Origin of the sequence: Burkholderia sp. MSMB1826, assembly GCF_001526325.1 — a bacterium.
Taxonomy (GTDB): Bacteria; Pseudomonadota; Gammaproteobacteria; order Burkholderiales; family Burkholderiaceae; genus Burkholderia.
The window spans coordinates 155638-177329 of record NZ_LOYN01000026.1; the positions used below are offsets into that span (position 1 = coordinate 155638).

At 67.3% G+C, this 21692-nt stretch carries 22 protein-coding genes; 14 read left to right on the forward strand and 8 right to left on the reverse strand.

All coding sequences use genetic code 11. The features are described from left to right. Positions 1 to 57 precede the first annotated feature (57 nt). The 8 genes from WS95_RS16835 (at position 58) to WS95_RS16870 (ending at position 10053) form a co-directional block, all read left to right on the forward strand. The gene (locus WS95_RS16835) at positions 58 to 1365 is read left to right on the forward strand and encodes an MFS transporter (RefSeq protein ID WP_034208629.1); all 1308 of its coding nucleotides are present in this window, start codon (positions 58 to 60) and stop codon (positions 1363 to 1365) included. A gap of 322 nt (positions 1366 to 1687) precedes the next feature. After that, entirely contained in the window at positions 1688 to 3316 is a 1629-nt protein-coding gene (locus WS95_RS16840; RefSeq protein WP_059824729.1) for an ABC transporter substrate-binding protein, read from the forward strand. 110 nt (positions 3317 to 3426) lie between these two features. Further along, complete coding sequence (locus tag WS95_RS16845; protein ID WP_059824731.1) at positions 3427 to 4437, forward strand: ABC transporter permease subunit; 1011 nt, start codon at positions 3427 to 3429, stop codon at positions 4435 to 4437. A 4-nt stretch (positions 4438 to 4441) separates the two neighbouring features. Further along, positions 4442 to 5359: an ABC transporter permease subunit gene (locus tag WS95_RS16850; protein ID WP_034208626.1), complete on the forward strand. Its 918-nt coding sequence runs from the start codon at positions 4442 to 4444 to the stop codon at positions 5357 to 5359. Between the two features lie 84 nt (positions 5360 to 5443). Continuing rightward, positions 5444 to 6442: an ABC transporter ATP-binding protein gene (locus tag WS95_RS16855; protein ID WP_059824732.1), complete on the forward strand. Its 999-nt coding sequence runs from the start codon at positions 5444 to 5446 to the stop codon at positions 6440 to 6442. Continuing rightward, positions 6439 to 7455, forward strand: coding sequence for a peptide ABC transporter ATP-binding protein (locus WS95_RS16860; RefSeq protein ID WP_059824734.1), 1017 nt, complete (start codon positions 6439 to 6441; stop codon positions 7453 to 7455). Before WS95_RS16855 ends, WS95_RS16860 begins: the two co-directional genes overlap by 4 nt. Beyond that, positions 7448 to 8593, forward strand: a complete 1146-nt coding sequence (locus tag WS95_RS16865) for a TraB/GumN family protein (RefSeq protein WP_059824735.1) — start codon at positions 7448 to 7450, stop codon at positions 8591 to 8593. The genes WS95_RS16860 and WS95_RS16865 overlap by 8 nt, the downstream gene beginning before the upstream one ends. Before the next feature lie 653 nt (positions 8594 to 9246). Continuing rightward, complete coding sequence (locus tag WS95_RS16870) at positions 9247 to 10053, forward strand: response regulator transcription factor (RefSeq protein WP_257139826.1); 807 nt, start codon at positions 9247 to 9249, stop codon at positions 10051 to 10053. Positions 10054 to 10082: 29 nt separating this feature from the next. Here the strand turns inward: WS95_RS16870 and WS95_RS16875 are convergent, their stop codons facing one another. The 6 genes from WS95_RS16875 to pxpB all read right to left on the reverse strand — a co-directional run bounded on the left by WS95_RS16875 (position 10083) and on the right by pxpB (position 14248). Then, positions 10083 to 10340 (reverse strand): hypothetical protein, encoded by a 258-nt coding sequence (locus WS95_RS16875; RefSeq protein ID WP_059780792.1) that lies wholly within the window; start codon positions 10338 to 10340, stop codon positions 10083 to 10085. Positions 10341 to 10425: 85 nt separating this feature from the next. Further along, positions 10426 to 10809: a hypothetical protein gene (locus tag WS95_RS16880; protein WP_155294483.1), complete on the reverse strand. Its 384-nt coding sequence runs from the start codon at positions 10807 to 10809 to the stop codon at positions 10426 to 10428. Between the two features lie 270 nt (positions 10810 to 11079). Then, the gene (locus WS95_RS16885) at positions 11080 to 11268 is read right to left on the reverse strand and encodes a hypothetical protein (protein ID WP_034208619.1); all 189 of its coding nucleotides are present in this window, start codon (positions 11266 to 11268) and stop codon (positions 11080 to 11082) included. A gap of 439 nt (positions 11269 to 11707) precedes the next feature. After that, complete coding sequence (pxpA, locus tag WS95_RS16890; RefSeq protein ID WP_034208618.1) at positions 11708 to 12472, reverse strand: 5-oxoprolinase subunit PxpA; 765 nt, start codon at positions 12470 to 12472, stop codon at positions 11708 to 11710. Between the two features lie 55 nt (positions 12473 to 12527). Then, positions 12528 to 13595 carry a biotin-dependent carboxyltransferase family protein gene (locus tag WS95_RS16895; RefSeq protein WP_059824740.1) on the reverse strand — a complete coding sequence of 356 codons (1068 nt, stop codon included), beginning with the start codon at positions 13593 to 13595 and terminating at the stop codon, positions 12528 to 12530. Beyond that, positions 13592 to 14248, reverse strand: coding sequence for a 5-oxoprolinase subunit PxpB (gene pxpB, locus WS95_RS16900; RefSeq protein WP_059824742.1), 657 nt, complete (start codon positions 14246 to 14248; stop codon positions 13592 to 13594). The genes WS95_RS16895 and pxpB overlap by 4 nt, the downstream gene beginning before the upstream one ends. A gap of 149 nt (positions 14249 to 14397) precedes the next feature. Here pxpB and WS95_RS16905 point away from each other — a divergent pair, with 149 nt between their 5' ends. Continuing rightward, positions 14398 to 14910: a winged helix DNA-binding protein gene (locus WS95_RS16905; RefSeq protein ID WP_011546427.1), complete on the forward strand. Its 513-nt coding sequence runs from the start codon at positions 14398 to 14400 to the stop codon at positions 14908 to 14910. An 86-nt stretch (positions 14911 to 14996) separates the two neighbouring features. On the opposite strand, the gene WS95_RS16910 is transcribed toward WS95_RS16905, so the two are convergent. Further along, a complete protein-coding gene (locus WS95_RS16910) occupies positions 14997 to 15605 on the reverse strand; it encodes a 5-formyltetrahydrofolate cyclo-ligase (protein WP_059780796.1) in 609 nt (202 codons plus the stop codon). An 8-nt stretch (positions 15606 to 15613) separates the two neighbouring features. Between WS95_RS16910 and WS95_RS16915 the strand changes: the two genes are divergently transcribed. From WS95_RS16915 to WS95_RS16930, 4 genes are all read left to right on the forward strand, one after another. Beyond that, positions 15614 to 17566: a lytic transglycosylase domain-containing protein gene (locus tag WS95_RS16915; RefSeq protein WP_059780797.1), complete on the forward strand. Its 1953-nt coding sequence runs from the start codon at positions 15614 to 15616 to the stop codon at positions 17564 to 17566. Positions 17567 to 17623: 57 nt separating this feature from the next. After that, the gene (locus tag WS95_RS16920; RefSeq protein ID WP_059824743.1) at positions 17624 to 18583 is read left to right on the forward strand and encodes a complex I NDUFA9 subunit family protein; all 960 of its coding nucleotides are present in this window, start codon (positions 17624 to 17626) and stop codon (positions 18581 to 18583) included. A 61-nt stretch (positions 18584 to 18644) separates the two neighbouring features. After that, positions 18645 to 19292, forward strand: coding sequence for a glutathione S-transferase family protein (locus tag WS95_RS16925; RefSeq protein WP_059824745.1), 648 nt, complete (start codon positions 18645 to 18647; stop codon positions 19290 to 19292). Further along, positions 19289 to 20530 (forward strand): multifunctional CCA addition/repair protein, encoded by a 1242-nt coding sequence (locus tag WS95_RS16930; protein ID WP_059824746.1) that lies wholly within the window; start codon positions 19289 to 19291, stop codon positions 20528 to 20530. The genes WS95_RS16925 and WS95_RS16930 overlap by 4 nt, the downstream gene beginning before the upstream one ends. 42 nt (positions 20531 to 20572) lie before the next feature. Here WS95_RS16930 and WS95_RS16935 read toward each other — a convergent pair whose 3' ends face one another. Then, positions 20573 to 21352, reverse strand: coding sequence for a helix-turn-helix domain-containing protein (locus WS95_RS16935; RefSeq protein ID WP_059824748.1), 780 nt, complete (start codon positions 21350 to 21352; stop codon positions 20573 to 20575). Between WS95_RS16935 and WS95_RS34860 the strand changes: the two genes are divergently transcribed. Next, the gene (locus WS95_RS34860; protein WP_155294482.1) at positions 21351 to 21545 is read left to right on the forward strand and encodes a hypothetical protein; all 195 of its coding nucleotides are present in this window, start codon (positions 21351 to 21353) and stop codon (positions 21543 to 21545) included. The two genes, WS95_RS16935 and WS95_RS34860, sit on opposite strands and share 2 nt — an antisense overlap. The last annotated feature ends 147 nt before the right edge of the window (positions 21546 to 21692 follow it).

The window sequence follows — 21692 nt, forward strand, 5'->3', positions numbered from 1 at the left end:
GCGGCACGCCGCGCGCCGAACCGCCCGATACGACGTATTCACGAGGACGAGGCACGCATGGCGACGATTGCGAATTCAACGAAAGCGACCCGGCCCGAGCGTGCGCTGAACCGGCGCGCGGTGGTGGCCGCCGTGATCGGCAATGCGCTCGAGTGGTACGACTTCACCGTGTTCGGCTTCATGACGGTCGTGATCGCCGAGCTGTTCTTCCCGACCACCAGCGAATACTCGTCGCTGCTGCTCACCACCGCGACGTTCGGCGTCGCGTTCTTCATGCGCCCGATCGGCGGCATCGTGTTCGGGCTGTACGCGGACCGCGCGGGCCGCAAGGCCGCGCTGTCGCTCGTGATCCTGCTGATGACGGCCGGCATCTTCCTGCTCGCGATCGCGCCGCCCTATGCGGCGATCGGCATCGGCGGGCCGCTCCTGATCGTGCTCGGCCGCCTGCTGCAGGGCTTTTCCGCGGGCGGCGAATTCGGCAGCGCGACGGCGCTGCTGATCGAAGCCGCGCCGTTCTCGAAACGCGGTTTCTACGGCAGCTGGCAGATGGCGAGCCAGGCGGCCGCGCTATTGATCGGCGCGCTCGTCGGCGCAGCCGTCACGCGCGGGCTGTCGCACGACGCGCTGCGCAGCTGGGGCTGGCGCGTGCCGTTCATCCTCGGGCTCGTGATCGGCCCGATCGGCTTCTACATCCGCCGCCATCTCGCGGATTCCGAAGCATTCCTGCATGCGCAGCAAAGCGCGCGCCGCGCGACGCTCGGCGAAGTGTTCACGCGCCACCCGCGCGAGGTGCTGTGCGGGCTCGGCTCGGTGATCGCGCTCACGGTGACGATCTACGTGCTGATCAGCTATCTGCCGACCTTCGCGGTGAAGCAACTGAAGCTGCCTTATGCGGAGTCGTTCTACGCGGTGATCGTCGGCAACTTGCTGCTGATGGTGCTGTCGCCGGTCGCCGGCGCGTGGTCGGACCGCATCGGCCGCAAGGGGCTGTCGCTGTGGTCGCTCGTGCTGACGCTCGCGCTGATGTATCCGCTGTTCGCGTGGCTCGACGCGGCGCCGAGCATCGGGCGGCTGATCGCGGTACAGGCCGTGCTGTCGGTGACGCTCGCGGGCTACTACGGACCGTTCGGCGCGATGATCGCCGAGCTGTTCCCGGCCAACGTGCGCTCGACCGGGCTGTCGATCGCGTACAACGTCGCGGTGATGCTGTTCGGCGGCTTCGGCCAGTTCATCGTCACGTGGCTGATCAAGGTCACGGGCACGCCGCTCGCGCCGACCTACTACGTGATGGCGGGGCTCGCGCTGTCGATCGTCGCGGTCGCGTTCGTGCCCGCGCGCAGCGCCGATCTCGATGCGCCGGCGTGACGACGTGACGATTCGAAGACGGTCATCGAATCGTTTCGCAAAACGCAATGATGTGCTGCGGAATGCGGAGGAAACGGGGCGTCGCCCCCTTCGTGTTCGCACCCGAATTGTTTAGTCGTCGAACGAAACATGCCGCGAAATGAACGGAATCGTCGCTCGCGCGCGTTGTCGCATTTTTTACCCACACTAAAAATCGGCAAAAACCCGGCGGGCATCCAGAAGAGTTTTTTCTCCAGCTTGTTGCCGCATCGTTAGCTCAAGTAATATCCGCGTACGCCGGCCCCTGGCGGGGCCGGTTCCGATCTGGAGACCTGGAGGAAACATGGAATACAACCGTCTGTTGCACACCCTGCGTGTTACCGCCATGGCAGGCGTGGCAGCGGCATCGCTCGGCGTCGCGGGCTCTGCATTCGCACAGATCCCGAACAAAACGCTCGTCTACTGCTCAGAAGGCAGCCCGGCGGGTTTCGATTCCGCGCAATTCACGACCGGCGTCGATTTCACCGCCGCCACGTTCACCGTCTACAACCGCCTCGTCGAATTCGAGCGCGGCGGCACGAAGGTCGAGCCCGGCCTCGCCGAGAAGTGGGACGTGTCGTCCGACGGCAAGGTGTACACGTTCCACCTGCGCCATGGCGTGAAGTTCCACACGACCGACTTCTTCAAGCCGACGCGCGAATTCAACGCGGACGACGTCGTGTTCTCGTTCGAGCGCATGCTCGATCCGAACAACGCGTTCCGCAAGGCATACCCGGTGTCGTTCCCGTACTTCACCGACATGGGCCTCGACAAGCTGATCACGAAGATCGAGAAGGTCGACCCGTACACCGTGAAGTTCACGCTGGCCGAGCCGAACGCGCCGTTCATCCAGAACATGGCGATGGAATTCGCGTCGATCCTGTCGGCCGAATACGGCGACCAGTTGATGAAGGCCGGCAAGGCCGCCGACATCAACCAGAAGCCGATCGGCACGGGCCCGTTCATCTTCCGCAGCTACACGAAGGACGCGACGATCCGCTTCGATGGCAATCCTGATTACTGGAAGAAGGGTGCGGTGAAGCTGTCGAAGCTGATCTTCTCGATCACGCCGGATCCGGGCGTGCGCGTGCAGAAGATCAAGCGCAACGAATGCCAGGTGATGAGCTATCCGCGCCCGGCCGACATCGCGACGCTGAAGGCCGATTCGAACGTCGACATGCCGTCGCAGGCCGGCTTCAACCTCGGCTACCTCGCGTACAACGTCGAGCACAAGCCGGTCGACAAGCTCGAAGTGCGTCAGGCGCTCGACATGGCGATCAACAAGAAGGCGATCCTCGAGTCCGTCTACCAGGGCGCCGGCCAGGCCGCGACCGCGCCGATGCCGCCGACCCAATGGTCGTACGACAAGAACCTGAAGATGGCCGCGTACGACACCGCGAAGGCGAAGGCGCTGCTCGCGAAGGCGGGCTATCCGAACGGTTTCGAGATCACGCTGTGGGCGATGCCGGTGCAGCGCGCGTACAACCCGAACGCCCGCCTGATGGCCGAGATGATCCAGGCCGACTGGGCGAAGATCGGCGTGAAGGCGAAGATCGTCACGTACGAGTGGGGCGAGTACATCAAGCGCGCGCACGGCGGCGAGCAGGACACGATGCTGATCGGCTGGACGGGCGACAACGGCGATCCGGACAACTGGCTCGGCACGCTGCTCGGCTGCGAGGCCATCAAGGGCAACAACTTCTCGCACTGGTGCTACAAGCCGTTCGACGAGCTGGTCCAGAAGGGCCGCACGACGACGGGCCAGGACGCGCGCACGAAGCTCTACACGCAGGCGCAGCAGATCTTCGCGCAGCAGCTGCCGTTCTCGCCGATCGCGAACTCGACGGTCTATCAGCCGGTGCGCAAGAACGTGGTCGACATGCGTATCGAACCGCTCGGCTATGCCCGCTTCGACGGGGTGAGCGTGAAGTAACACGCCTGTCGTAAGCTGTCGCGAAGACCGGCTAACTCATCCGGCGGCGGGAGGCCAAAAGCTTCCCGTCGCCGGTCGCACATTTCCCACAAGAAAATACGAGACGCATCATGTTCAGATTCGTGTTGCGCCGCGTGGGGATGGTGATCCCGACCTTCATCGGCATCACCATCCTGGCGTTTGCGCTGATTCACCTGATACCGGGCGACCCCATCGAAGTGATGATGGGCGAGCGCGGCGTCGATCCCGCGATGCATGCGGAGGCGATGAAACGCCTCGGGCTCGACCAGCCGCTGCCGCTGCAGTACCTCCACTACGTCGGCCGGGCGCTGCATGGCGACCTCGGCACGTCGATCATCACCAACACGAGCGTCGCGGGCGAATTCTTCGCGCGCTTTCCGGCGACCGTCGAACTGTCGCTGTGCGCGCTCGTGTTCGCGCTCGCCGTCGGCCTGCCGGCCGGCGTGATCGCCGCGCTGCGGCGCGGCTCGGTCATCGATCACGGCGTGATGGGCACCGCGCTCACCGGCTACTCGATGCCGATCTTCTGGTGGGGGCTGATCCTCATCATGGTGTTTTCGTCGTACCTCGGCTGGACGCCCGTGTCGGGGCGCATCGCGGTCGAATACGATTTCCCGCATCCGACCGGCTTCATGCTGATCGACGCGCTGCTCGCGCCGGACGAAGGCTCGTTCAAGTCGGCTGTGAGCCACCTGATCCTGCCCGCGATCGTGCTCGGCACGATCCCGCTCGCGGTGATCGCGCGAATGACGCGCTCGTCGATGCTCGAAGTGCTGCGCGAGGACTACATCCGCACCGCCCGCGCGAAAGGGCTGTCGCCCGTGCGCGTGGTCGTCGTGCATGCGCTGCGCAACGCGCTGATCCCGGTCGTCACCGTGATCGGCCTGCAGATCGGCACGCTGCTTGCCGGCGCCGTGCTGACCGAGACGCTCTTTTCGTGGCCCGGCGTCGGCAAGTGGCTGATCGATGCGATCGGCCGCCGCGATTATCCGGTCGTCCAGGGCGGCATCCTGCTGATCGCGACGCTCGTGATCGTCGTGAACCTGGTCGTCGACCTGCTGTACGGCGTGCTGAATCCGCGCATCCGCCACACGAGGTAATTCCATGAGCAATCTGCAAAATACCCTGCCGAGCGAATCCGCGCCGGCCGGCGGCCGTGCGCTCGCGCTGCGCGAGTTCTGGGCCAATTTCTCGCGCAACCGCGGCGCCGTCGGCGCGGGCATCGTCGTGCTGCTGCTGATCCTGGTCGCGATCCTCGCGCCGCTGATCGCGCCGCACAGCCCGGTCGAGCAATACCGCGACTACGTGAAGATCCCGCCCGCGTGGCTCGCCGGCGGCAACTGGCAATTCATCCTCGGCACCGACGAAGCGGGCCGCGACATCCTTTCGCGGCTGATGTTCGGCGCGCGGATGTCGTTCTGGATCGGCTTCGTGTCGGTCGTGCTCGCGCTGATCCCCGGCATCGTGCTCGGCCTGATCGCCGCGTTCTTCCAGAAGTGGGCCGACACGCCGGTGATGCGGATCATGGACGTGCTGCTCGCGCTGCCGTCGCTGCTGCTCGCGGTCGCGGTCGTCGCGATCATCGGCCCGGGCCTCACCAACACGATGTTCGCGATCGCGATCGTCGCGCTGCCGGCCTACGTGCGCCTCACGCGCGCGTCGGCGCTCGGCGAGCTGCAGAAGGAATACGTGACCGCGTCGCGCGTGGCCGGCGCCGGCACGCTGCGCCTGATGTTCTCGCAGGTGCTGCCGAACTGCACGGCGCCGCTGATCGTGCAGGCAACGCTCGGCTTCTCGTCGGCGATCCTCGACGCGGCCGCGCTCGGCTTCCTCGGCCTCGGCGTGCAGCCGCCGACCGCCGAGTGGGGCGCGATGCTCGCGTCCGCGCGCGACTACATCGACAACGCGTGGTGGATCGTGACGATGCCCGGGCTGTCGATCCTGATTTCGGTGCTCGCGATCAACCTGCTCGGCGACGGGCTGCGCGACGCGCTCGATCCCAAACTGAAGCGGATGGCGTGATATGAAACGACCCCCACACTCTCTTCGTTCGTTGCCCCCCAAGGGGGCGGTCATCCTCCTTGGGGCGGCCCGGCGGAGGATGGCATGACCCAAAATCTACTGACTATCCGCAATCTCGCGGTGAACTTCAACGGCCTGCCCGCGGTCGACCGGATCAACCTGTCTGTCGCGCCGGGCGAGGTGGTGGGCGTCGTCGGCGAATCGGGCTCGGGCAAGAGCGTGACGATGATGGCGCTGATGGGCCTGATCGACGCGCCGGGCAAGGTGACGGCCGACGAGATCACGTTCGACGGCGTCGACCTGCTGAAGGCGTCGCCGAAGGCGCGCCGCAGGATCGTCGGCAAGGACATCGCGATGGTGTTCCAGGACGCGCTGACGAGCCTGAATCCGAGCTACACGGTCGGCTACCAGATCAAGGAGGTGCTGAAGCTGCACGAAGGCCTGCGCGGCGACGCGTTGCACCGGCGCGCGCTCGAACTGCTCGACCAGGTCGGCATTCCCGATGCGAAGAACCGCATCGCGTCGTTCCCGCACCAGATGTCGGGCGGGATGAACCAGCGCGTGATGATCGCGATGGCGGTCGCGTGCAACCCGAAGCTGCTGATCGCCGACGAGCCGACCACCGCGCTCGACGTGACGATCCAGGCGCAGATCATGGATCTGCTCGTGAAGCTGCAGAAGGAGCGCGGGATGGCGCTCGTGCTGATCTCGCACGATCTGGCGGTGGTATCCGAGGTCGCGCATCGCGTCGCGGTGATGTACGCGGGCGAGATCATCGAGACCAACCGCGTGCCCGACATCTTCCGCGCGCCGCATCATCCGTACACCGAAGCGCTGCTCGCGGCGATTCCCGAGCACAATCAGGGGGCGCGTCGCCTTGCCGCATTGCCGGGCATGGTGCCGGGCCGCGATGATCGCCCGTCCGGGTGCCTGTTCGCGCCGCGCTGCAAGTACGTCGTCGACGATTGCCGCAAGGCGCGGCCGGCGCTCGACACGCTGGTGCAGGGCAACGATGCGATGCGCGCGCGCTGCATCAAGCCGCTCAATCTTTCCACCCTCGACCTGAACGGAGGCGCACGATGAATGCTGTCCACGAAACGCGCCACGCGTCTCGCGACGACGATACGGTGCTGGTCGCCGACGCGCTCGCGAAGCACTATTCGGTCAAGCGCGGGATGTTCGGGCAGGGCACGGTGAAGGCGCTGAACGGCGTGTCGTTCTCGCTGAAGCGCGGCAAGACGCTCGCCGTCGTCGGCGAGTCGGGCTGCGGGAAGTCGACGCTCGCGCGCCAGCTCACGATGATCGAGACGCCCACGTCGGGCAGCCTGACGATCGACGGCAAGAACGTGGCCGGCGCGAGCCGCGACACGATCGCCGACCTGCGCCGCCGCGTGCAGATGGTGTTCCAGAACCCGTTCGCGTCGCTCAACCCGCGCAAGACCGTCGAGCAGACGCTCGCCGAGCCGCTCGAGATCAACGCGAACCTGACGGCCGCCGAGCGCGCCGCCCGCATCGCGCAGATCATGCGCACGGTCGGCCTGCGGCCCGAGCACGCGAAGCGCTATCCGCACATGTTCTCGGGCGGCCAGCGCCAGCGGGTCGCGATCGCGCGCGCGATGATCCTCGATCCGCGCATCGTCGTCGCCGACGAGCCGGTGTCCGCGCTCGACGTGTCGATCCAGGCGCAGATCCTGAACCTGTTCATGGATCTGCAGGAGCAGTTCAAGACGAGCTACGTGTTCATCTCGCACAACCTGTCGGTGGTCGAGCACGTCGCCGACGACGTGATGGTGATGTATTTCGGCAGCGTCGCCGAGCTCGGCGACAAGGCGACTATCTACGCACGGCCGCGCCATCCGTACACGCGGGCGCTGATGTCGGCGACGCCGGCGATCTTCGAGGAAGACCGCCGCGTGCAGATCAAGCTGCAGGGCGAGCTGCCGTCGCCGCTCAATCCGCCGTCGGGCTGCGCGTTTCACCAGCGCTGCCCGTACGCGATCGAGCGGTGCCGTGTAGAGGAGCCGCAATTGCGCGAAGTGGACGGCCGGCGCCTGGCCTGCCATCGCGCCGAGGAGGTCGGGGAGGAGAATGCCTGAAGCGTTGGCGGCGCGCGTGTCCGGCGTGCGCCGTGCGGGGGCCGGCAGCGCGCGCGCGCTGCGCGCGTACCGCTACGCGCGGCGCTGGAGCGTGCGCACCGTCACGGGCGCGGCGCTGGCCGGTGCGTGCGTGGCGGCCAGCGTCGTGGTGCCCGTCGAGCCGGCGCGCGCCGAAGGGCGTGCGCCGGCGACTTCGCCGATTCATCCGTCGCAGGTTCCGCCGCCCGGCATGAGCCTGCCGGGCTTCCACGCGCCGGCCGGAGCGGACGGCACGGTATCGCGCGGCACCGTGCGCGTGCAGCCGGCGCGCATGCCTTTCTACGTCGCGACCAAGGGCAAGGTCACGCTCTACGTGCTCGGCACGCTGCACACGGGCGATCCGTCCGATTACCCGAGCGCGCAGCCGTTCCGGCCGCGCATCCTCGCGGCGCTCGCCGCGTCGCCGACGCTCGCGCTCGAACTGTCGCCCGACGACCTGCTCGAATCGCAGGACGACGTGTCGAGGTACGGCGTGTGCCGCTACCCGTGCCTGCAGCGCCTGCTGCCCGAGCCGCTGTGGGAGCGGCTCGCGGCGCGCCTGCGCGGCAATCCGGCCGCGCTCGCCGAGATCCGCAAGATGCGGCCGTGGCTCGCGGCGCTCGTCGTCGAGACCTACGATTCGCTGTCGGCGGGCCTGCAGACCGAATACGGCACCGAGGCGCAACTGCAGAACGTGTTCCTGAAGAAGAAGGGCGGCCGCGTGATCGGGCTCGAGACGCTCGCCGAGCAGATGCGCGCGTTCACCGGGCTGACACTGGCCGAGCAGCGCGAGATGCTCGCGCAGGACATGGTGCAGACGCCCGCGCAGAACGCCGACGACATCAAGGCGCTGCACCGGCTGTGGCGAATTGGCGACGCCGATGCGATCTCCGCATGGGCCGTCGCGAAGAGCGAGCGGCTCGCGCGTTCGAAGGCGCTGTCGGCGTCGCTCGACAACAAGATCGTGTACGAGCGCAACCGGCGCTTCGTTGCACGGATGACGGCAATCGCCGCGCCGAACCGGCCGCTGTTCGTCGCGATCGGCGCGCTGCATCTGGGCGGCCCGCGCGGCGTGCTCGAATTGTTGCGCCAGCAAGGATACCGGGTCGACGCGAACTGATCGCGCCCGCCTGCCCGCATCGATCGTCCCCTGTTTGATCGACGTCGCGCGCACGGCCCACGGCGCCTGCGCGGTGGCGTCGCTCGATAAGGAAAACCCTTGAATCGTCGGAAAATAGCGTTTAAAACGATTGACATCCCGTTCGGCCGATATCTATTCTTCACCCCACAAGTTGAAAAAATGAAAAGAATAGATAAGTTCTACGGGGTAGCAGAAATAAAGCGCGGGGTGAGCGTCGCCGGCACATGAAGCATGTGCCGGCCGCGGAGAGTCTGCATGCACGGCGGGGCCAATCGTCGTCGAACAACAGATGCATGCAGGCCGACTTGCACATAAGCGACGTTCCGTCGTCTGACCGGGGAAGGCAGTGATCGGGCGGCGGCGGACGTTTTTTAATCCGGAATGGTTTTCCGGTCACCGTCGAAAGACGGTTTCGGGGGGCGAATCGACAGACGGCGAAGCCGCAGCGATTGCGCCAACGGAAAAGCGCCACGAGGGCGCTTTTTTCTTTGGTGCGGCCGACGTGTTCCGTTCGTGATCGTGCCCAGCTCGATGTGCCGTATACCGCCTCGCTTGTCGGGCACGCCGGCACTCGCTCCTTCGCCTGCCATCTCGGGCGGGCGTCTCTTCCCAAGCCGAATCGAGCCTGCCCGATGAGCCGGCGCCACCCGTCCGGGTTCAGCACAATGGACGCTATGCGATTGTGTCGAGATGCCCGAGATGGCACCGTCTACGTCCTACCACGGCGAACGAACAGGGGCGGACGGATGAACGGACGAGGACGGGAGCGCCTGCCGGTGCTGGTGGTCGATGCGCATCCGATCGTTGCGAATGCGATAGGCGGTGCGCTGGTGGACCTCGATGCCCGGCTCGACGTCACGATTTGTCACAGTGCGAGCGGCGCGATGGAAGTGTTTCATCGCGCGCCCGCGTGGTTCCGGATTCTTCTGGATCTTGAGGTGCCTGGCGGCGGGCTGCCGTTTGCGCGGCAGTTTCATGCGTCGGGTGTCGCCGATCGATGCGCGATCGTCACGGCGGGTGTGCGACCGTCGTGGATCGCCGAGGCGAAGCGCCTCGGCATGATCGCCTACCTTGCCAAGGGTGTGCCGCTCGGCGATTTCTCCGACGCACTGCAGTCAGTGCTCGACGGCCGCTCCGCGTATCCGGAGATCGCTGCGCACGCCGAGGCCGACGTGCGGTTGACGGGACGCCAGCGGGATGTGCTGCAGTTGCTCGGCGCCGGGTATTCGACGAAGGAAATCGCGACGGCGCTGACGCTGGCTGTCGGCACGGTCGACAATCACATCGCGAACGTGATGCGGATGCTTGGGGTCAGGAATCGCACGCATGCGATCACGCGAGCGATCGCGCTGGGGATGATCGATGCACGGCAGGGCCGGGGATGGGAAGGCGGGCAGGACGAACCGGTTGCCCGCCAGCGCGATGCGATGTCGCGATGAACGAGCACGTCAATGAGCAGTCGGCACCGTCATTGCCGGCTCAGGTCTATTTCAAGCAAGACCGAATACACGAGAAAACCGACGGTCCCCACGCTCCATTTGAACAGTTCCCATGTGCCGAGCATGTACAGCGCCAGTGCGGACAGTACGGAAAATACGAGGCCTCTGACTGCTCCGCCAGCCAGGATGCCGATCCATCCCCCTCCGAGGCGAGGAGCAAGCGGACCGAGAAAGATGCCGTGCCGAGCCAGTTTTTTCAGGGTTGCAGCGAGGGTTTTGCTTTTCATTGCCTGACGGACCGCGTGGTCGATTCGGACAGAGCCTGATTTCGGCGGTGCCGTCCAACCTGGGGCCGGTCGGTGCGTGTCGGGGTTAGCGTCGATGAACCCATTGGCCGAGCACTTCGCCTGCCAGCATGACGACAAACATCACTGCAGTGGAAGCGAGCCACGACGAAAGTGTTCCGATATCGGTGACGCCGAGTACGACGGCATGGATGATTGCGAACAGCGCGGTTTTTGCTGTGGCGGCCATGACGATTCCCGTGCACCCGCCTCCGAAGCGGTGTGCAAGTGGATTGAAATGAATCCAGCGGATCATGAATCGTTTCACTGCATCCATTGCGATTGGGTTTTCGTCGGTTTTAGTCGATTCGAGCATTCTGACGGGGCGCGATGTCAATGCCGATTTTTTGGGCTCGCGCGAAATTCCTGCCAGATCGAGTAAAGAAGTGCGGACGAGCTGACGATTAGCCATCCAAAGATATTTTCCGATGAGAATGCGTGGAACAGAATTGCATACGGTATCGAAACGATTGCCGACCGGATGATCGCGGCAAGGACGATACCTTTCCAGCCGCCTCCGAAACGGGGAGCCAGAGGGGCAAGAAAAACGCCATAGACCCAGTATCTCTTGAGGATATCGGTGACCGTGCGGAGTTTCATTGGATCGAGCGGTTTGGTTCAGAACATATCTGGCCGAGTACGCAAATTGCCCCGACCGGGGCGATCGGGGCTTCGATCTGGGTCAGAACCGGCAGATCCAGCTTTGGGAGAGGAAATTGCCGCCGCCAGCGAGAATCGCCATTTGAGGGCCGGCCAGCGCCCCCAATGCCGTTGCGATCGCGAGGTCGGCGAGATTGATCGGATTCGGATTGAGCGTGCAGGTAATCGCGCCGCTGGCTTGGTTGATTTCGTCCTTCGTCAGAACCCGCATGAGTCAAGTCTCCTTTGAATGAGAGAAAACCGATCGGCCATTCCGATTGACTGTCTCGGCACCAAACTTAACAGCGGTTCAATCGTCTGAAAATATGGAATTTCTCACGGTTTTTTCGAGATAACTCGGCGGAAGACGGGCTGTCTCTCGGGCGACGCGAGCGCCAGCCGCCCCGTCCGGCGAATCGATGCTTCGATGCAGGTCGAAGGAATCAAGGAGCCGACGTGCCGCGCTCTCGAAGGACGGAGCTTGCCGAAAAGAGCCTTCGATGTTGAGGGGAGCGAAATCCGGTGTATTCGTTCGACGATGCGACGAATCCGCAAACCGGCGAAGGCATGCCGCGCCGGATGCCCTTCCGATGCGACGCTCGCGGGTGACGCGGCCTTGCTCGAGAAGCGCTGCACGTAGGCGCAAGAGGCGCCAGTGGAGGTGGAACGACTTAAGCCCCTTCGTCGGCCTGCAGCGCGCCGGGCGCCACGACGTCGACGCCCGCCGCTTCGAGCGCCGCACGAATCCTTTTCGCGAATGCCAGCGCATGCGGCCCGTCGCCATGCAGGCAGACGGTCTGCGCATTGAGCGGCACCCATTCGCCGCTCAATGCGCGCACCTGCCGGTTGCGCACCATGTCGAGCGTGCGCGCGAGCACCGCCTCTTCATCGTCGATCAACGCGCCGGGCAGGCTGCGCGGCACCAGCGAGCCGTCCGCGCGGTAGCCGCGATCGGCGAACACTTCCTCCACCGCCGCGAGCCCCGCATGTCGCGCGGCCGCGATGAACACGCTGTTCGCGAGCCCGAACACCGCGAGCGACGGATCGAAGTCGTGGATCGCGGACACCACCGCGTCGGCGATCATCGGATCGCGCGCGGCCTGGTTGTACAGCGCGCCGTGCGGTTTCACGTGCGCGATGCGCCCGCCCTCGGCCTGCGCGATCGCCGACAGCGCGCCGAGCTGGTACAGCACGCCCGCGTAGATGTCGCCGGCCGGCAACTGCATTTCCTTGCGGCCGAAATTCTCCGGATCGTGAAAGCTCGGATGCGCGCCGATCGACACACCTTTCTGCACGGCCCAGCGCACGCAGTCGCGCATCGCATTCGCGCCGCCTGCATGCCATCCGCATGCGATGTTCGCCGACGTGACGAGGTCGAGCAGCGCCTCGTCCGATCCGCATCCTTCGCCGAGATCGGCATTCAGATCGATTTCCATGATGTTCCTCGTCCACTGGTTGCGTGGCGCGTCCTTCGTGCCGCTTCCGTCATTGTCACGCCGCGCGCGATTGGGCGCCGCGGCGCGCTTCCTCGCGCATCTCGATCGCGACGTCGATCTGCCGCAAGTACGCCCGTTCGGCGACGAGGGCGGCGCGCGCGGCGTCGAGCGTCGTGCGCACGAAGCGGATCGGCAGGTTGAGCCGCGCCTGCGCGAGCTTCCACAGGTCGGCGCGGATCACCGTGCCGATCTTCGGGTAGCCGCCGGTGGTCTGCGCGTCGTGCATCAGCACGATCGGCTGGCCGTTCGGCGGCACCTGGATCGTGCCGGGCAGCACCGCGTGCGACAGCAGCTCGACCGGGCGCTCACGCACGAGCTCGGCGCCGGCGAGCCGATAGCCCATCCGGTTGCTGTTCGCGGTGACGAGCCATTCCTCGTCCCAGAACGCCTGCTGCGAATCGGCCGCGAACGACGCGTAGTCGGGGCCCGGCAGCACGCGCACGGGCATCGCCCACGGCGCGTGCGCGGGGCGGTGGCGGCGCGGCGGCTCGTCGACGCGCACGAACGCGCACCACGCCGGCGCCTTCACGCCGAATTCGGGCGCGTCGGCCGCGAGGCAGCCCGCGCCGGCCGGCGGCACGCCGACCGGGAGCCGGTCGCCGTCGCGCAGCGAGCGGCCGCCGAGGCCGCCGAAGCGCGACGCGAGATCGGTGCTGCGCGAGCCGAGCATCGGCAGCACGTCGATGCCGCCCGCGATGCACAGGTAGCCGCGCATGCCCCGTTTCGCGGCCGGCAGCACGAGCGTCTGCCCGGCGCTGACCGGCAGGCTCCACCATGAGTACACGGGCTTGCCGTCGAGCGTCGCGCCGAATTCGGTGCCGGTGATCGCGATGCGCGTGGCGCGCGTGAAGCGGAACGTGGCGGGGCCGATCGTGATTTCGACGGCCGCCGCGTCGGGGCGGTTGCCGACGAGCCGGTTGCCGACCTCGAGCGCGAGGCCGTCGAGCGCGCCGCCCTGCGCGACGCCGAGATGGCGCGTGCCGCGGCGGCCGAGATCCTGCACGGTCGACAGCGGGCCGGCCCGCACGACCTCGATGGTGCCCGGTGCGTGGCTCTGGGTCATCGTGGGTCGACTCCCGCAATGGTGAAGCGGACGCGGTCGCCGGGCAGCAGCAGCGTCGGCTGCGGCCGCGCCGGATCGAACAGCGACTGCGACGTGCGGCCGATCAGTTGCCAGCCGCCGGGCGACGTGGCCGGGTAGATGCCGGTTTGCGCGCCGCCGATGCCGACCGAGCCGGCCGGCACCTCGAGGCGCGGCGCCGCGCGGCGCGGCGTGTGCAGCGACGCGTCGAGGCCGCCGAGATACGCGAAGCCCGGCTGGAATCCGACGAAGAACACGACGTAGGTACCGGCCGCGTGGCGCGCGACGACCTCGTCGGCCGACAGGCCCGTGTGGGCGGCGACGGCGGCCAGGTCGGGCCCGGCGGCCCCGCCGTACTCGACCGGGATCTCGACCTCGCGGCCGTCCGCGTGCTCGACGTCGGCCGTCTCCCACGCGTCGCGCAGCGCGGGCGTGAGCGAGTCGGCCGTCGCGGCGAGCGCGTCGAACACGATGGTCAGGTTGTTCATGCCGGGGACGACGTCGATCACGTCGGGCCACGCGCGCGCGGCCTCGGCCACGGCCCAGACGCGGCGCTGGCAATCGAGCGTGGCGGGCGGCGGCACCTCGCAGACGAGGGCGGCATCGCCGAGCGGATAAATGCGGGGTTGCGTCATCGGACTGGCACGGTTCGGACGGCAATGTTAGCGCACATTGTCGACAAAATATCGACAACTTATCAATAAGCGTTTTTGCCTAGCCCGTCGGCCGGGGCTTCTGGCGTACACTCGGGCACATCCTGTCATCCGGCTTGCGCCGCCTTTCCATGAAGCGTCCTGCGACCAAGATCGTGTCATCCGAACACCTCGTTTCCGATTCGAGCGCGGAGCTGTCGGAGCTCGAATACGGGCTCATCATGGCCGGCAACGCGTTCAACCGCTGGATGGTCCGCTGCATGTCGGCGGCGGGGGCGAAGGACATGACGGCGGTCGAGGTCTCGCTGCTGCATCACGTCAGCCATCGCGAACGCAAGAAGAAGCTCGCCGACATCTGCTTCGTGCTCAATATCGAGGATACGCACGTCGCGACCTATGCGCTGAAAAAACTGATCGCCCGCGGCTACGTGAAGAGCGAGAAAAGCGGCAAGGAAGTGTTCTTCTTCGCGACCGACGCGGGCCGCGACCTGTGCCTGAAGTACCGCGAGGTCCGCGAGCACTGCCTGATCGAGACGCTGAAGGACAGCGGCCTCACCAACGAGCAGATCGGCGACGCGGCGCAGTTGCTGCGCCACGCATCGGGCCTTTACGACACGGCCGCGCGCGCGGCGGCATCGCTGTAAGCGCTTGCGGAAACGCTCGCGGAAACGCTCGGGCGCCGCGCCGCGCTCGCGGGCCGGCGGCGACGGTCGCTGCGCCCGCAGCGGCATTATCCGGCGGCCGGATAAAGCGCGCCGTCGGTGACGATCCAGTGCAGCGCGAGATCGTGCGCTTCGGCCGGCAGCGCATCGACTCGGCAGGCTTCGTACGCGATGCCGACCGTCACGGGCAGCGCGTCGCCCGGCCACGCGGCGAGCGTGCGGTCGTAGTAGCCGCCGCCGTAGCCGAGCCGGTAGCGCTGCGGATCGAATCCCACGCACGGAATCAGCAAAAGATCGGGCACGACGACGATTCCCGACGCCGGTTCGGGAATCCGGTGATGGCCTTCGCGCATCGGCGTGTGCGTGTCCCACGCGTGGAACGCGAGCGGCGTGTGACGCTCGCCGATCACCGGCAACGCGGCGCACCGGCCGGCCCCCGCCGCGCACCAGGCGAGCACCGCGTCGCGCGCATCGAATTCGCCCGGCAGCGGCCAGTAGAACCCGACCGTGCGCGGCGCCAGACGGTCGAGCAGCGTGCGCAGCCGCGCGTCGAGCGCGGCGTTCGCGGCGGGCTGCGACGCGGCGTCGCGACGGGCGCCGGACAGCGTTTTGCGCAGCGCAACCTTCGGGTTCGGCACAGGGTTGCGTGCTATGCTTTCGCTCACTTCGTGCTCCATTCATAACGATGTCGAACAGCCTTTTTCGAGTATATCGCGCGGTCGCGCTGATGCTTTCGGCCGGCGCGCTCGTCGCGGGCACGGCCGCGTGCGCCGCACCGAACGACGACACGCTCCCCGGGGATGACCAGATCTTCGTGCAGCTTCGCGAAGCCGCACGCCGCAACGACGCCGCGAAGGCCGCGCAGCTCGCGTCGATGATCCCGAACTATCCGGTTCCGTCCTACGTCGAGTATTTCCAGATCAAGCCGCAGCTGTTCGATTCGACGGGCCGCGCGCGTGTCGATGCGCCGGACGCGCCCGTGCAGTCGTTCCTGCAGCGCTACGACGGCCAGGCGATCGCCGATCGGCTGCGCAACGACTACCTGCTCGTGCTCGGCGCGCGCCACGACTGGCGCAATTTCGACGATCAGTACAAGCGCTTCGTGCTCGACGACGACACGCAGGTCAAGTGCTATGCGCTCGAATCGCGCGCGGCGCGCAACGAGAACGTCGCCGACGCGGCGCGCGCGCTGCTCGTCGAGCCGAAGAACTACGGCGATGCGTGCGTCGACCTGATCACCGCGCTCGCCGTCAACCAGCAGTTCACGAGCGACGACGTGTGGCAGCAGGCGCGCCTCGCGTACGAGCAGAACTACACGACGCTCGGCGGCAAGATCGTCGATGCGCTCGGCCCGCGCCCGGCCGGTTTCGACCAGGCGACGAGCGCGCCGCCGCTGTATCTCGCGCGCGGCGTCGGCCCCGATGCCGCGTCGCATCAGCTCGCGCTGATCGCGCTCGGCCGCATGGCGCGCAACGATCCGGACGCCGCCGCCGGGATGCTGACGACGGTCGCGCCTTCGCTGACCAAGCAGGAACAGGCGATCGCGTGGGGCGCGATCGGCTACCAGGGCGCGATCAAGCGCTCGCCGATGGCATCGGTCTGGTATGCGAAATCGGCGAACGCGCCGCTGTCGAACCCGGGCTACGAATGGCGCACGCGCGCCGCGCTGCTCGCCGGCAACTGGCCGATGGTGCGCTGGTCGATCGAGCAGATGCCGCCGTCGCTGCGCAACGATCCGGCGTGGATCTACTGGCATGCGCGCGCGCTCAAGCAGAGCGGCGACACGCTGCAGGCGAACCAGGAATTCGAGCAGGTCGCCGGCCAGTTCAACTTCTACGGGCAGTTGGCCGGCGAAGAGCTCGGCCAGCGCACGACGATCCCGCCGCGCACGAAGGTGAGCGATGCCGAGATCGATGCGATGGGCAAGATCCCCGGCTTCGCGCTCGCGCAGCGTTTCTACGCGCTGAACCTGCGCCTCGAAGGCAATCGCGAATGGAACTGGCCGCTGCGCGGGATGACCGATCGCCAGCTGCTCGCGGCCGCCGAATACGGCAAGCGCGTCGAGCTGCTCGACCGCACGGTCAACACGGCCGACCGCACGAAGGCCGAGCACGACTTCACGCTGCGCTATCCGTCGCCGTACCGCACGACCGTCGAGCGCTACGCGCAATCGACGGGCCTCGACGTCGAGTGGGCGTACGGGCTGATCCGCCAGGAATCGCGCTTCATCATCAGCGCGCGTTCGTCGGTGGGCGCGGGCGGCCTGATGCAGTTGATGCCGGCGACGGCCCAGATGGTCGCGAAGAAGCTCGGCCTGGGCACGATCTCGCGTGCGCAGATGCACGACATCGACACCAACATCCAGCTCGGCACCTGGTATCTGGCGGACATCTACAACAACTTCGACAGCTCGCCGGTGCTCGCCACCGCCGGCTACAACGCGGGCCCGGGCCGGCCGCGCCAGTGGCGCCAGGTGTTGACGCAGCCGGTCGAAGGCGCGATCTTCGCGGAGACGATTCCGTTCAACGAGACGCGCGACTACGTGAAGAACGTGCTGTCGAACACGGTCTACTACGCGGCGCTCTTCGAGGGCAAACCGCAGTCGTTGAAGAAACGTCTAGGCATGATCTCGCCCTGATAAGCAATCTTCACACTGCCGCGCGAGACGCGGCAGTGTTCTTTTGAGGCCCACATCATGGATCGCCAGACCGTCGCGCTGCTGGGCGGCACCGGCTTCATCGGCAGCCGGCTCGTCAATGCGCTGATCGATGCCGGCAAGCACGTGCGGATCGGCACGCGGCGGCGCGACCACGCGCGCCACCTGCAGATGCTGCCGGTCGACATCGTCGAACTCGATGCGCTCGACACGCGCACGCTCGCGCGCTTCGTCGCCGGCGCGCACGCGGCGATCAACCTGATCGGCGTGCTGCACGGCGGCCGCGGCACGCCGTACGGGCCGGGCTTCGAGCGCGCGCACGTCGCGCTGCCGGCCGCGCTGGCCGCGGCATGCGTCGAGGTCGGCGTGCGGCGCGTGCTGCACATGAGCGCGCTCGGCGCCGATTCGCACGGCGCGAGCATGTACCAGCGCTCGAAGGGCGACGGCGAAGCCGCGCTGCATGCGGTCGCGGCCACCGATTCGCTCGCGCTGACGATCTTCCGTCCGTCGGTCGTGTTCGGCCCGGGCGACGCATTCCTCAACACGTTCGCGAACCTGCAGCGCACGGTGCCCGTGCTGCCGCTCGCGATGCCCGACGCGCGCTTTCAGCCGGTATTCGTCGGCGACGTCGTGCGCGCGTTCGTCAACACGCTCGATCTCGCGGCCGCGCACGGCAAGACTTACGAACTCGGCGGCCCGACCGTCTACACGCTCGAGCAACTGGTGCGCTATTGCGGCACGCTGGTCGGCCGGCAGGCACGCATCGTGCGGCTGCCCGACGCGCTTGCGCGGCTGCAGGCGAGCGTGTTCGAATGCCTGCCCGGCGAGCCGGTGCTCACGCGCGACAATCTCGCGACGATGTCGGTGCCGAACGTGCTGTCGGGGCCGCTCGCGCCGGAACTCGGGATCTCGCCCGCGAGTCTGGAAAGCATTGCGCCCGCGTATCTCGGCGAAGCGACCAGGCGCTCGCGGTTCGACTGGTTCCGCTCGCGTCGCTAGCGCCCGCGCGCGGCGCCGCGGGTCGGCCCTTTTCTTTTTTTGCGTTTTTCGGAACCCCATCATGAAGCTCGTCATCGGAGACAAGAACTACTCGTCGTGGTCGATGCGGCCGTGGCTGCTGCTCGCGCATTTCGGCATCCCGTTCGACGAGATCGTGGTCGAGCTGCGCCGCGACGACTCGGCCGCGCGCATCCGCGAATACTCGCCGACCGGCAAGGTGCCGTGCCTGATCGACGATCACGGCATGGCGATCTGGGATTCGCTCGCGATCGCCGAGACGCTCGCCGAGCGCTATCCGCAATTCCCGATGTGGCCGGCCGACCCGCTCGCGCGTGCGCATGCGCGCTGCGTATCGGCCGAGATGCATTCGGGCTTCATGGCGCTGCGCACGCAGATGGGCATGAGCATCCGCGCGTCGATGCCGGGGCGCGGCGCGACGCCCGAGGCGCTCGCCGACGTCGCGCGCATCGACGCGCTGTGGAACGAATGCATCGCGGCATCGGGCGGGCCGTTCCTGTTCGGCGAATTCGGGATCGCCGATGCGATGTATGCGCCCGTCGTGATGCGCTTCAACACGTATGCGCCGGCGCTGTCGCCGGAGGCGGCCGGCTATGCGGCGCGCGTGACGGCGCTGCCGGCTGTGCAGCGCTGGATCGATGCCGCGCGCCGCGAAACCAACGTGATCGCCGAATACGAACCCCAGCCATGAACATCTACGCAGTAGGCGGAGCGATCCGCGACGAATTGCTCGGCGTGCCGGTGCAGGACCGCGACTACGTGGTGGTCGGCGCGACGCCCGAGCAGATGACCGCGCAGGGCTTCCGGCCGGTCGGCAAGGATTTCCCGGTGTTCCTGCATCCGCAGACGCAGGAGGAATACGCGCTGGCGCGTACCGAGCGCAAGACGGCGGCCGGCTATCACGGCTTCCAGTTCCATTACGCGCCGGACGTGACGCTCGACGAGGATCTCGCGCGGCGCGACCTGACGATCAACGCGATGGCGCGCGAGGTGAGCCCGGAGGGTGCGCTGGTCGGCCCGGTGATCGATCCGTTCGACGGGCAGGCCGACCTGCGCGCGCGCGTGTTCCGGCACGTGAGCGACGCGTTCGTCGAGGATCCGGTGCGGATCCTGCGCATTGCGCGCTTCGCCGCGCGGTTCGCGGATTTCACGGTCGCAAACGAAACGCTCGCGCTGATGCGGCGGATGGTCGACGCGGGCGAGGTCGACGCGCTCGTGCCCGAGCGCGTATGGCAGGAGATCGCGCGCGGGCTGATGGAGGCGAAGCCGTCGCGGATGTTCGCGGTGCTGCGCGACTGCGGCGCGCTCGCGCACATCCTGCCCGAGGTCGACGCGCTGTGGGGCGTGCCGCAGCGCGCCGATTACCACCCGGAAGTCGACACCGGCGTGCACGTGATGATGGTCGTCGACTACGCGGCGAAGCAGGGCTATTCGCTGGCGGTGCGCTTCGCGGCGCTCACGCACGATCTCGGCAAGGGGACGACGCCTGCGGACGTGCTGCCGCGCCACGTCGGCCACGAAAGCCGCAGCGTCGAGCTGCTCAAGCCGTTGTGCGAGCGGCTGCGCGTGCCGAACGAATGTCGCGATCTCGCGCTGGTGGTCGCGCGCGAGCACGGCAACCTGCATCGCGTGATGGAGATGGGCGCGGCCGCGCTGGTGCGGCTCTTCGAGCGCAGCGACGCGCTGCGCAAGCCGGCGCGCTTCGCCGAGCTGCTGCAGGCCTGCGAAGCGGATGCGCGCGGCCGGCTCGGGCTCGATGCGCAGCCGTATCCGCAGGCCGAGCGGTTGCGCGTCGCGCTCGCGGCCGCGCGCAGCGTCGATGCCGGCGCGATCGCACGCGGCGTCGGCGCCGACACGGAGAAGATCAAGGAAGCCGTGCATCGCGCGCGGATCCAGGCCGTCGCGCAGGCGCTCGCGATCGGCGAATAATCGGCGCGCGACCGGGCGTGCGGCATGTGCGCCCGTCGGCCGTTACGGTTTCTTGTTGCGCGCCGGCGTCGCGGCCGCCGGGCGTTTGCCGGCGGCCACGCGCGGTTTCGCCGATACCTTCCTGTCGGCTGCGTCGACCTTGGACGGCCGTGCCGCGGCAGCGTCGCGATCGTCCCGTTTGGGCGCCGGCGCGCGGCGGCCCGCGCGCGACTTGCCGGGCTTCGACTGCCTGATTTCCGCCGTCGCGGACACGGATTCCGCCGAACTGTCGTCGAACAGCGGCAGCGTGCTGACGGTGATCAGCTCGGCCGGCCCGTCGCCGACATTGGCCACGCGATGCCGCTTGCGCGCGTCGAAGTGCAGCGAATCGCCGGGCGCCAGCGGGTAATTCTTCTTGCCGACCGTGTAGCAGATGCGGCCGGCCAGCACGTACACGAATTCGTCGCCGCCGTGCGCGACCCATTCCGACCGGTAGCCTTCCATCATCTGCACTTTCAGTGCGTTGATCTGGCTGCCGTCGAACGTGGTGGACAGCCGCTCGTACCACTGCGACGCGGCGTCGAGCGCATACGGCTTGCGGCTGCCCTCGTGCGAATCGGGCTGCACCTGGCGCGGCTGCGCGATCAGCGTGCCGAGCGGCACGCCCAGCGCCTTCGCGACGTTGACGAGCGACGACAGCGAGATGCCCGTCAGATGGCGCTCGACTTGCGACAGGAACCCGACCGACAGGTTCGCCTCGGTCGCGACTTCCAGCAGCGTCTTCTTCGCTTCCCGGCGCAGGCGGCGAATGCGCTGGCCGATACGCATGAGGTCTGAATCCATGAATCTCTTTCGTGGCAACGAGTCGGGGCGCGGGCGCAGCGGCGGGGCGGTCGCCGGGGCGGAGGCCGGCGCATTGTACCGCGCGGCATCGCCGCGCGAATCGGGAATCGGCGTTGTGCCGGAATCCGCAGGCCACGCGCCGATTTTAGTCCTACGAAAATTTTGGCTTGACCTCGATTTCGGCCTGCTCTAGATTCTGTCGCGCATCAAACAAAGTTAAGTGAGACGAAAATTTCCCGAGGGCGGCCGCCGGAACCGCGGCGCGGCCCGGCCGCGCGTCGCGCCAGGCGCGACCTGGGCCGCGGCGACGTGCGCGGGCGGGCAGGCGCGATGCCGCGAC

Coding starts and splice junctions, on each gene's coding strand:
- WS95_RS16835 (WP_034208629.1), top strand. CDS start 58: ATGGCGACGATTGCGAATTCAACGAAAGCGACCCGGCCCGAGCGTGCG.
- WS95_RS16840 (WP_059824729.1), top strand. CDS start 1,688: ATGGAATACAACCGTCTGTTGCACACCCTGCGTGTTACCGCCATGGCA.
- WS95_RS16845 (WP_059824731.1), top strand. CDS start 3,427: ATGTTCAGATTCGTGTTGCGCCGCGTGGGGATGGTGATCCCGACCTTC.
- WS95_RS16850 (WP_034208626.1), top strand. CDS start 4,442: ATGAGCAATCTGCAAAATACCCTGCCGAGCGAATCCGCGCCGGCCGGC.
- WS95_RS16855 (WP_059824732.1), top strand. CDS start 5,444: ATGACCCAAAATCTACTGACTATCCGCAATCTCGCGGTGAACTTCAAC.
- WS95_RS16860 (WP_059824734.1), top strand. CDS start 6,439: ATGAATGCTGTCCACGAAACGCGCCACGCGTCTCGCGACGACGATACG.
- WS95_RS16865 (WP_059824735.1), top strand. CDS start 7,448: ATGCCTGAAGCGTTGGCGGCGCGCGTGTCCGGCGTGCGCCGTGCGGGG.
- WS95_RS16870 (WP_257139826.1), top strand. CDS start 9,247: ATGAGCCGGCGCCACCCGTCCGGGTTCAGCACAATGGACGCTATGCGA.
- WS95_RS16875 (WP_059780792.1), bottom strand. CDS start 10,340: ATGAAAAGCAAAACCCTCGCTGCAACCCTGAAAAAACTGGCTCGGCAC.
- WS95_RS16880 (WP_155294483.1), bottom strand. CDS start 10,809: ATGGCTAATCGTCAGCTCGTCCGCACTTCTTTACTCGATCTGGCAGGA.
- WS95_RS16885 (WP_034208619.1), bottom strand. CDS start 11,268: ATGCGGGTTCTGACGAAGGACGAAATCAACCAAGCCAGCGGCGCGATT.
- pxpA (WP_034208618.1), bottom strand. CDS start 12,472: ATGGAAATCGATCTGAATGCCGATCTCGGCGAAGGATGCGGATCGGAC.
- WS95_RS16895 (WP_059824740.1), bottom strand. CDS start 13,595: ATGACCCAGAGCCACGCACCGGGCACCATCGAGGTCGTGCGGGCCGGC.
- pxpB (WP_059824742.1), bottom strand. CDS start 14,248: ATGACGCAACCCCGCATTTATCCGCTCGGCGATGCCGCCCTCGTCTGC.
- WS95_RS16905 (WP_011546427.1), top strand. CDS start 14,398: ATGAAGCGTCCTGCGACCAAGATCGTGTCATCCGAACACCTCGTTTCC.
- WS95_RS16910 (WP_059780796.1), bottom strand. CDS start 15,605: ATGGAGCACGAAGTGAGCGAAAGCATAGCACGCAACCCTGTGCCGAAC.
- WS95_RS16915 (WP_059780797.1), top strand. CDS start 15,614: ATGTCGAACAGCCTTTTTCGAGTATATCGCGCGGTCGCGCTGATGCTT.
- WS95_RS16920 (WP_059824743.1), top strand. CDS start 17,624: ATGGATCGCCAGACCGTCGCGCTGCTGGGCGGCACCGGCTTCATCGGC.
- WS95_RS16925 (WP_059824745.1), top strand. CDS start 18,645: ATGAAGCTCGTCATCGGAGACAAGAACTACTCGTCGTGGTCGATGCGG.
- WS95_RS16930 (WP_059824746.1), top strand. CDS start 19,289: ATGAACATCTACGCAGTAGGCGGAGCGATCCGCGACGAATTGCTCGGC.
- WS95_RS34860 (WP_155294482.1), top strand. CDS start 21,351: ATGAATCTCTTTCGTGGCAACGAGTCGGGGCGCGGGCGCAGCGGCGGG.
- WS95_RS16935 (WP_059824748.1), bottom strand. CDS start 21,352: ATGGATTCAGACCTCATGCGTATCGGCCAGCGCATTCGCCGCCTGCGC.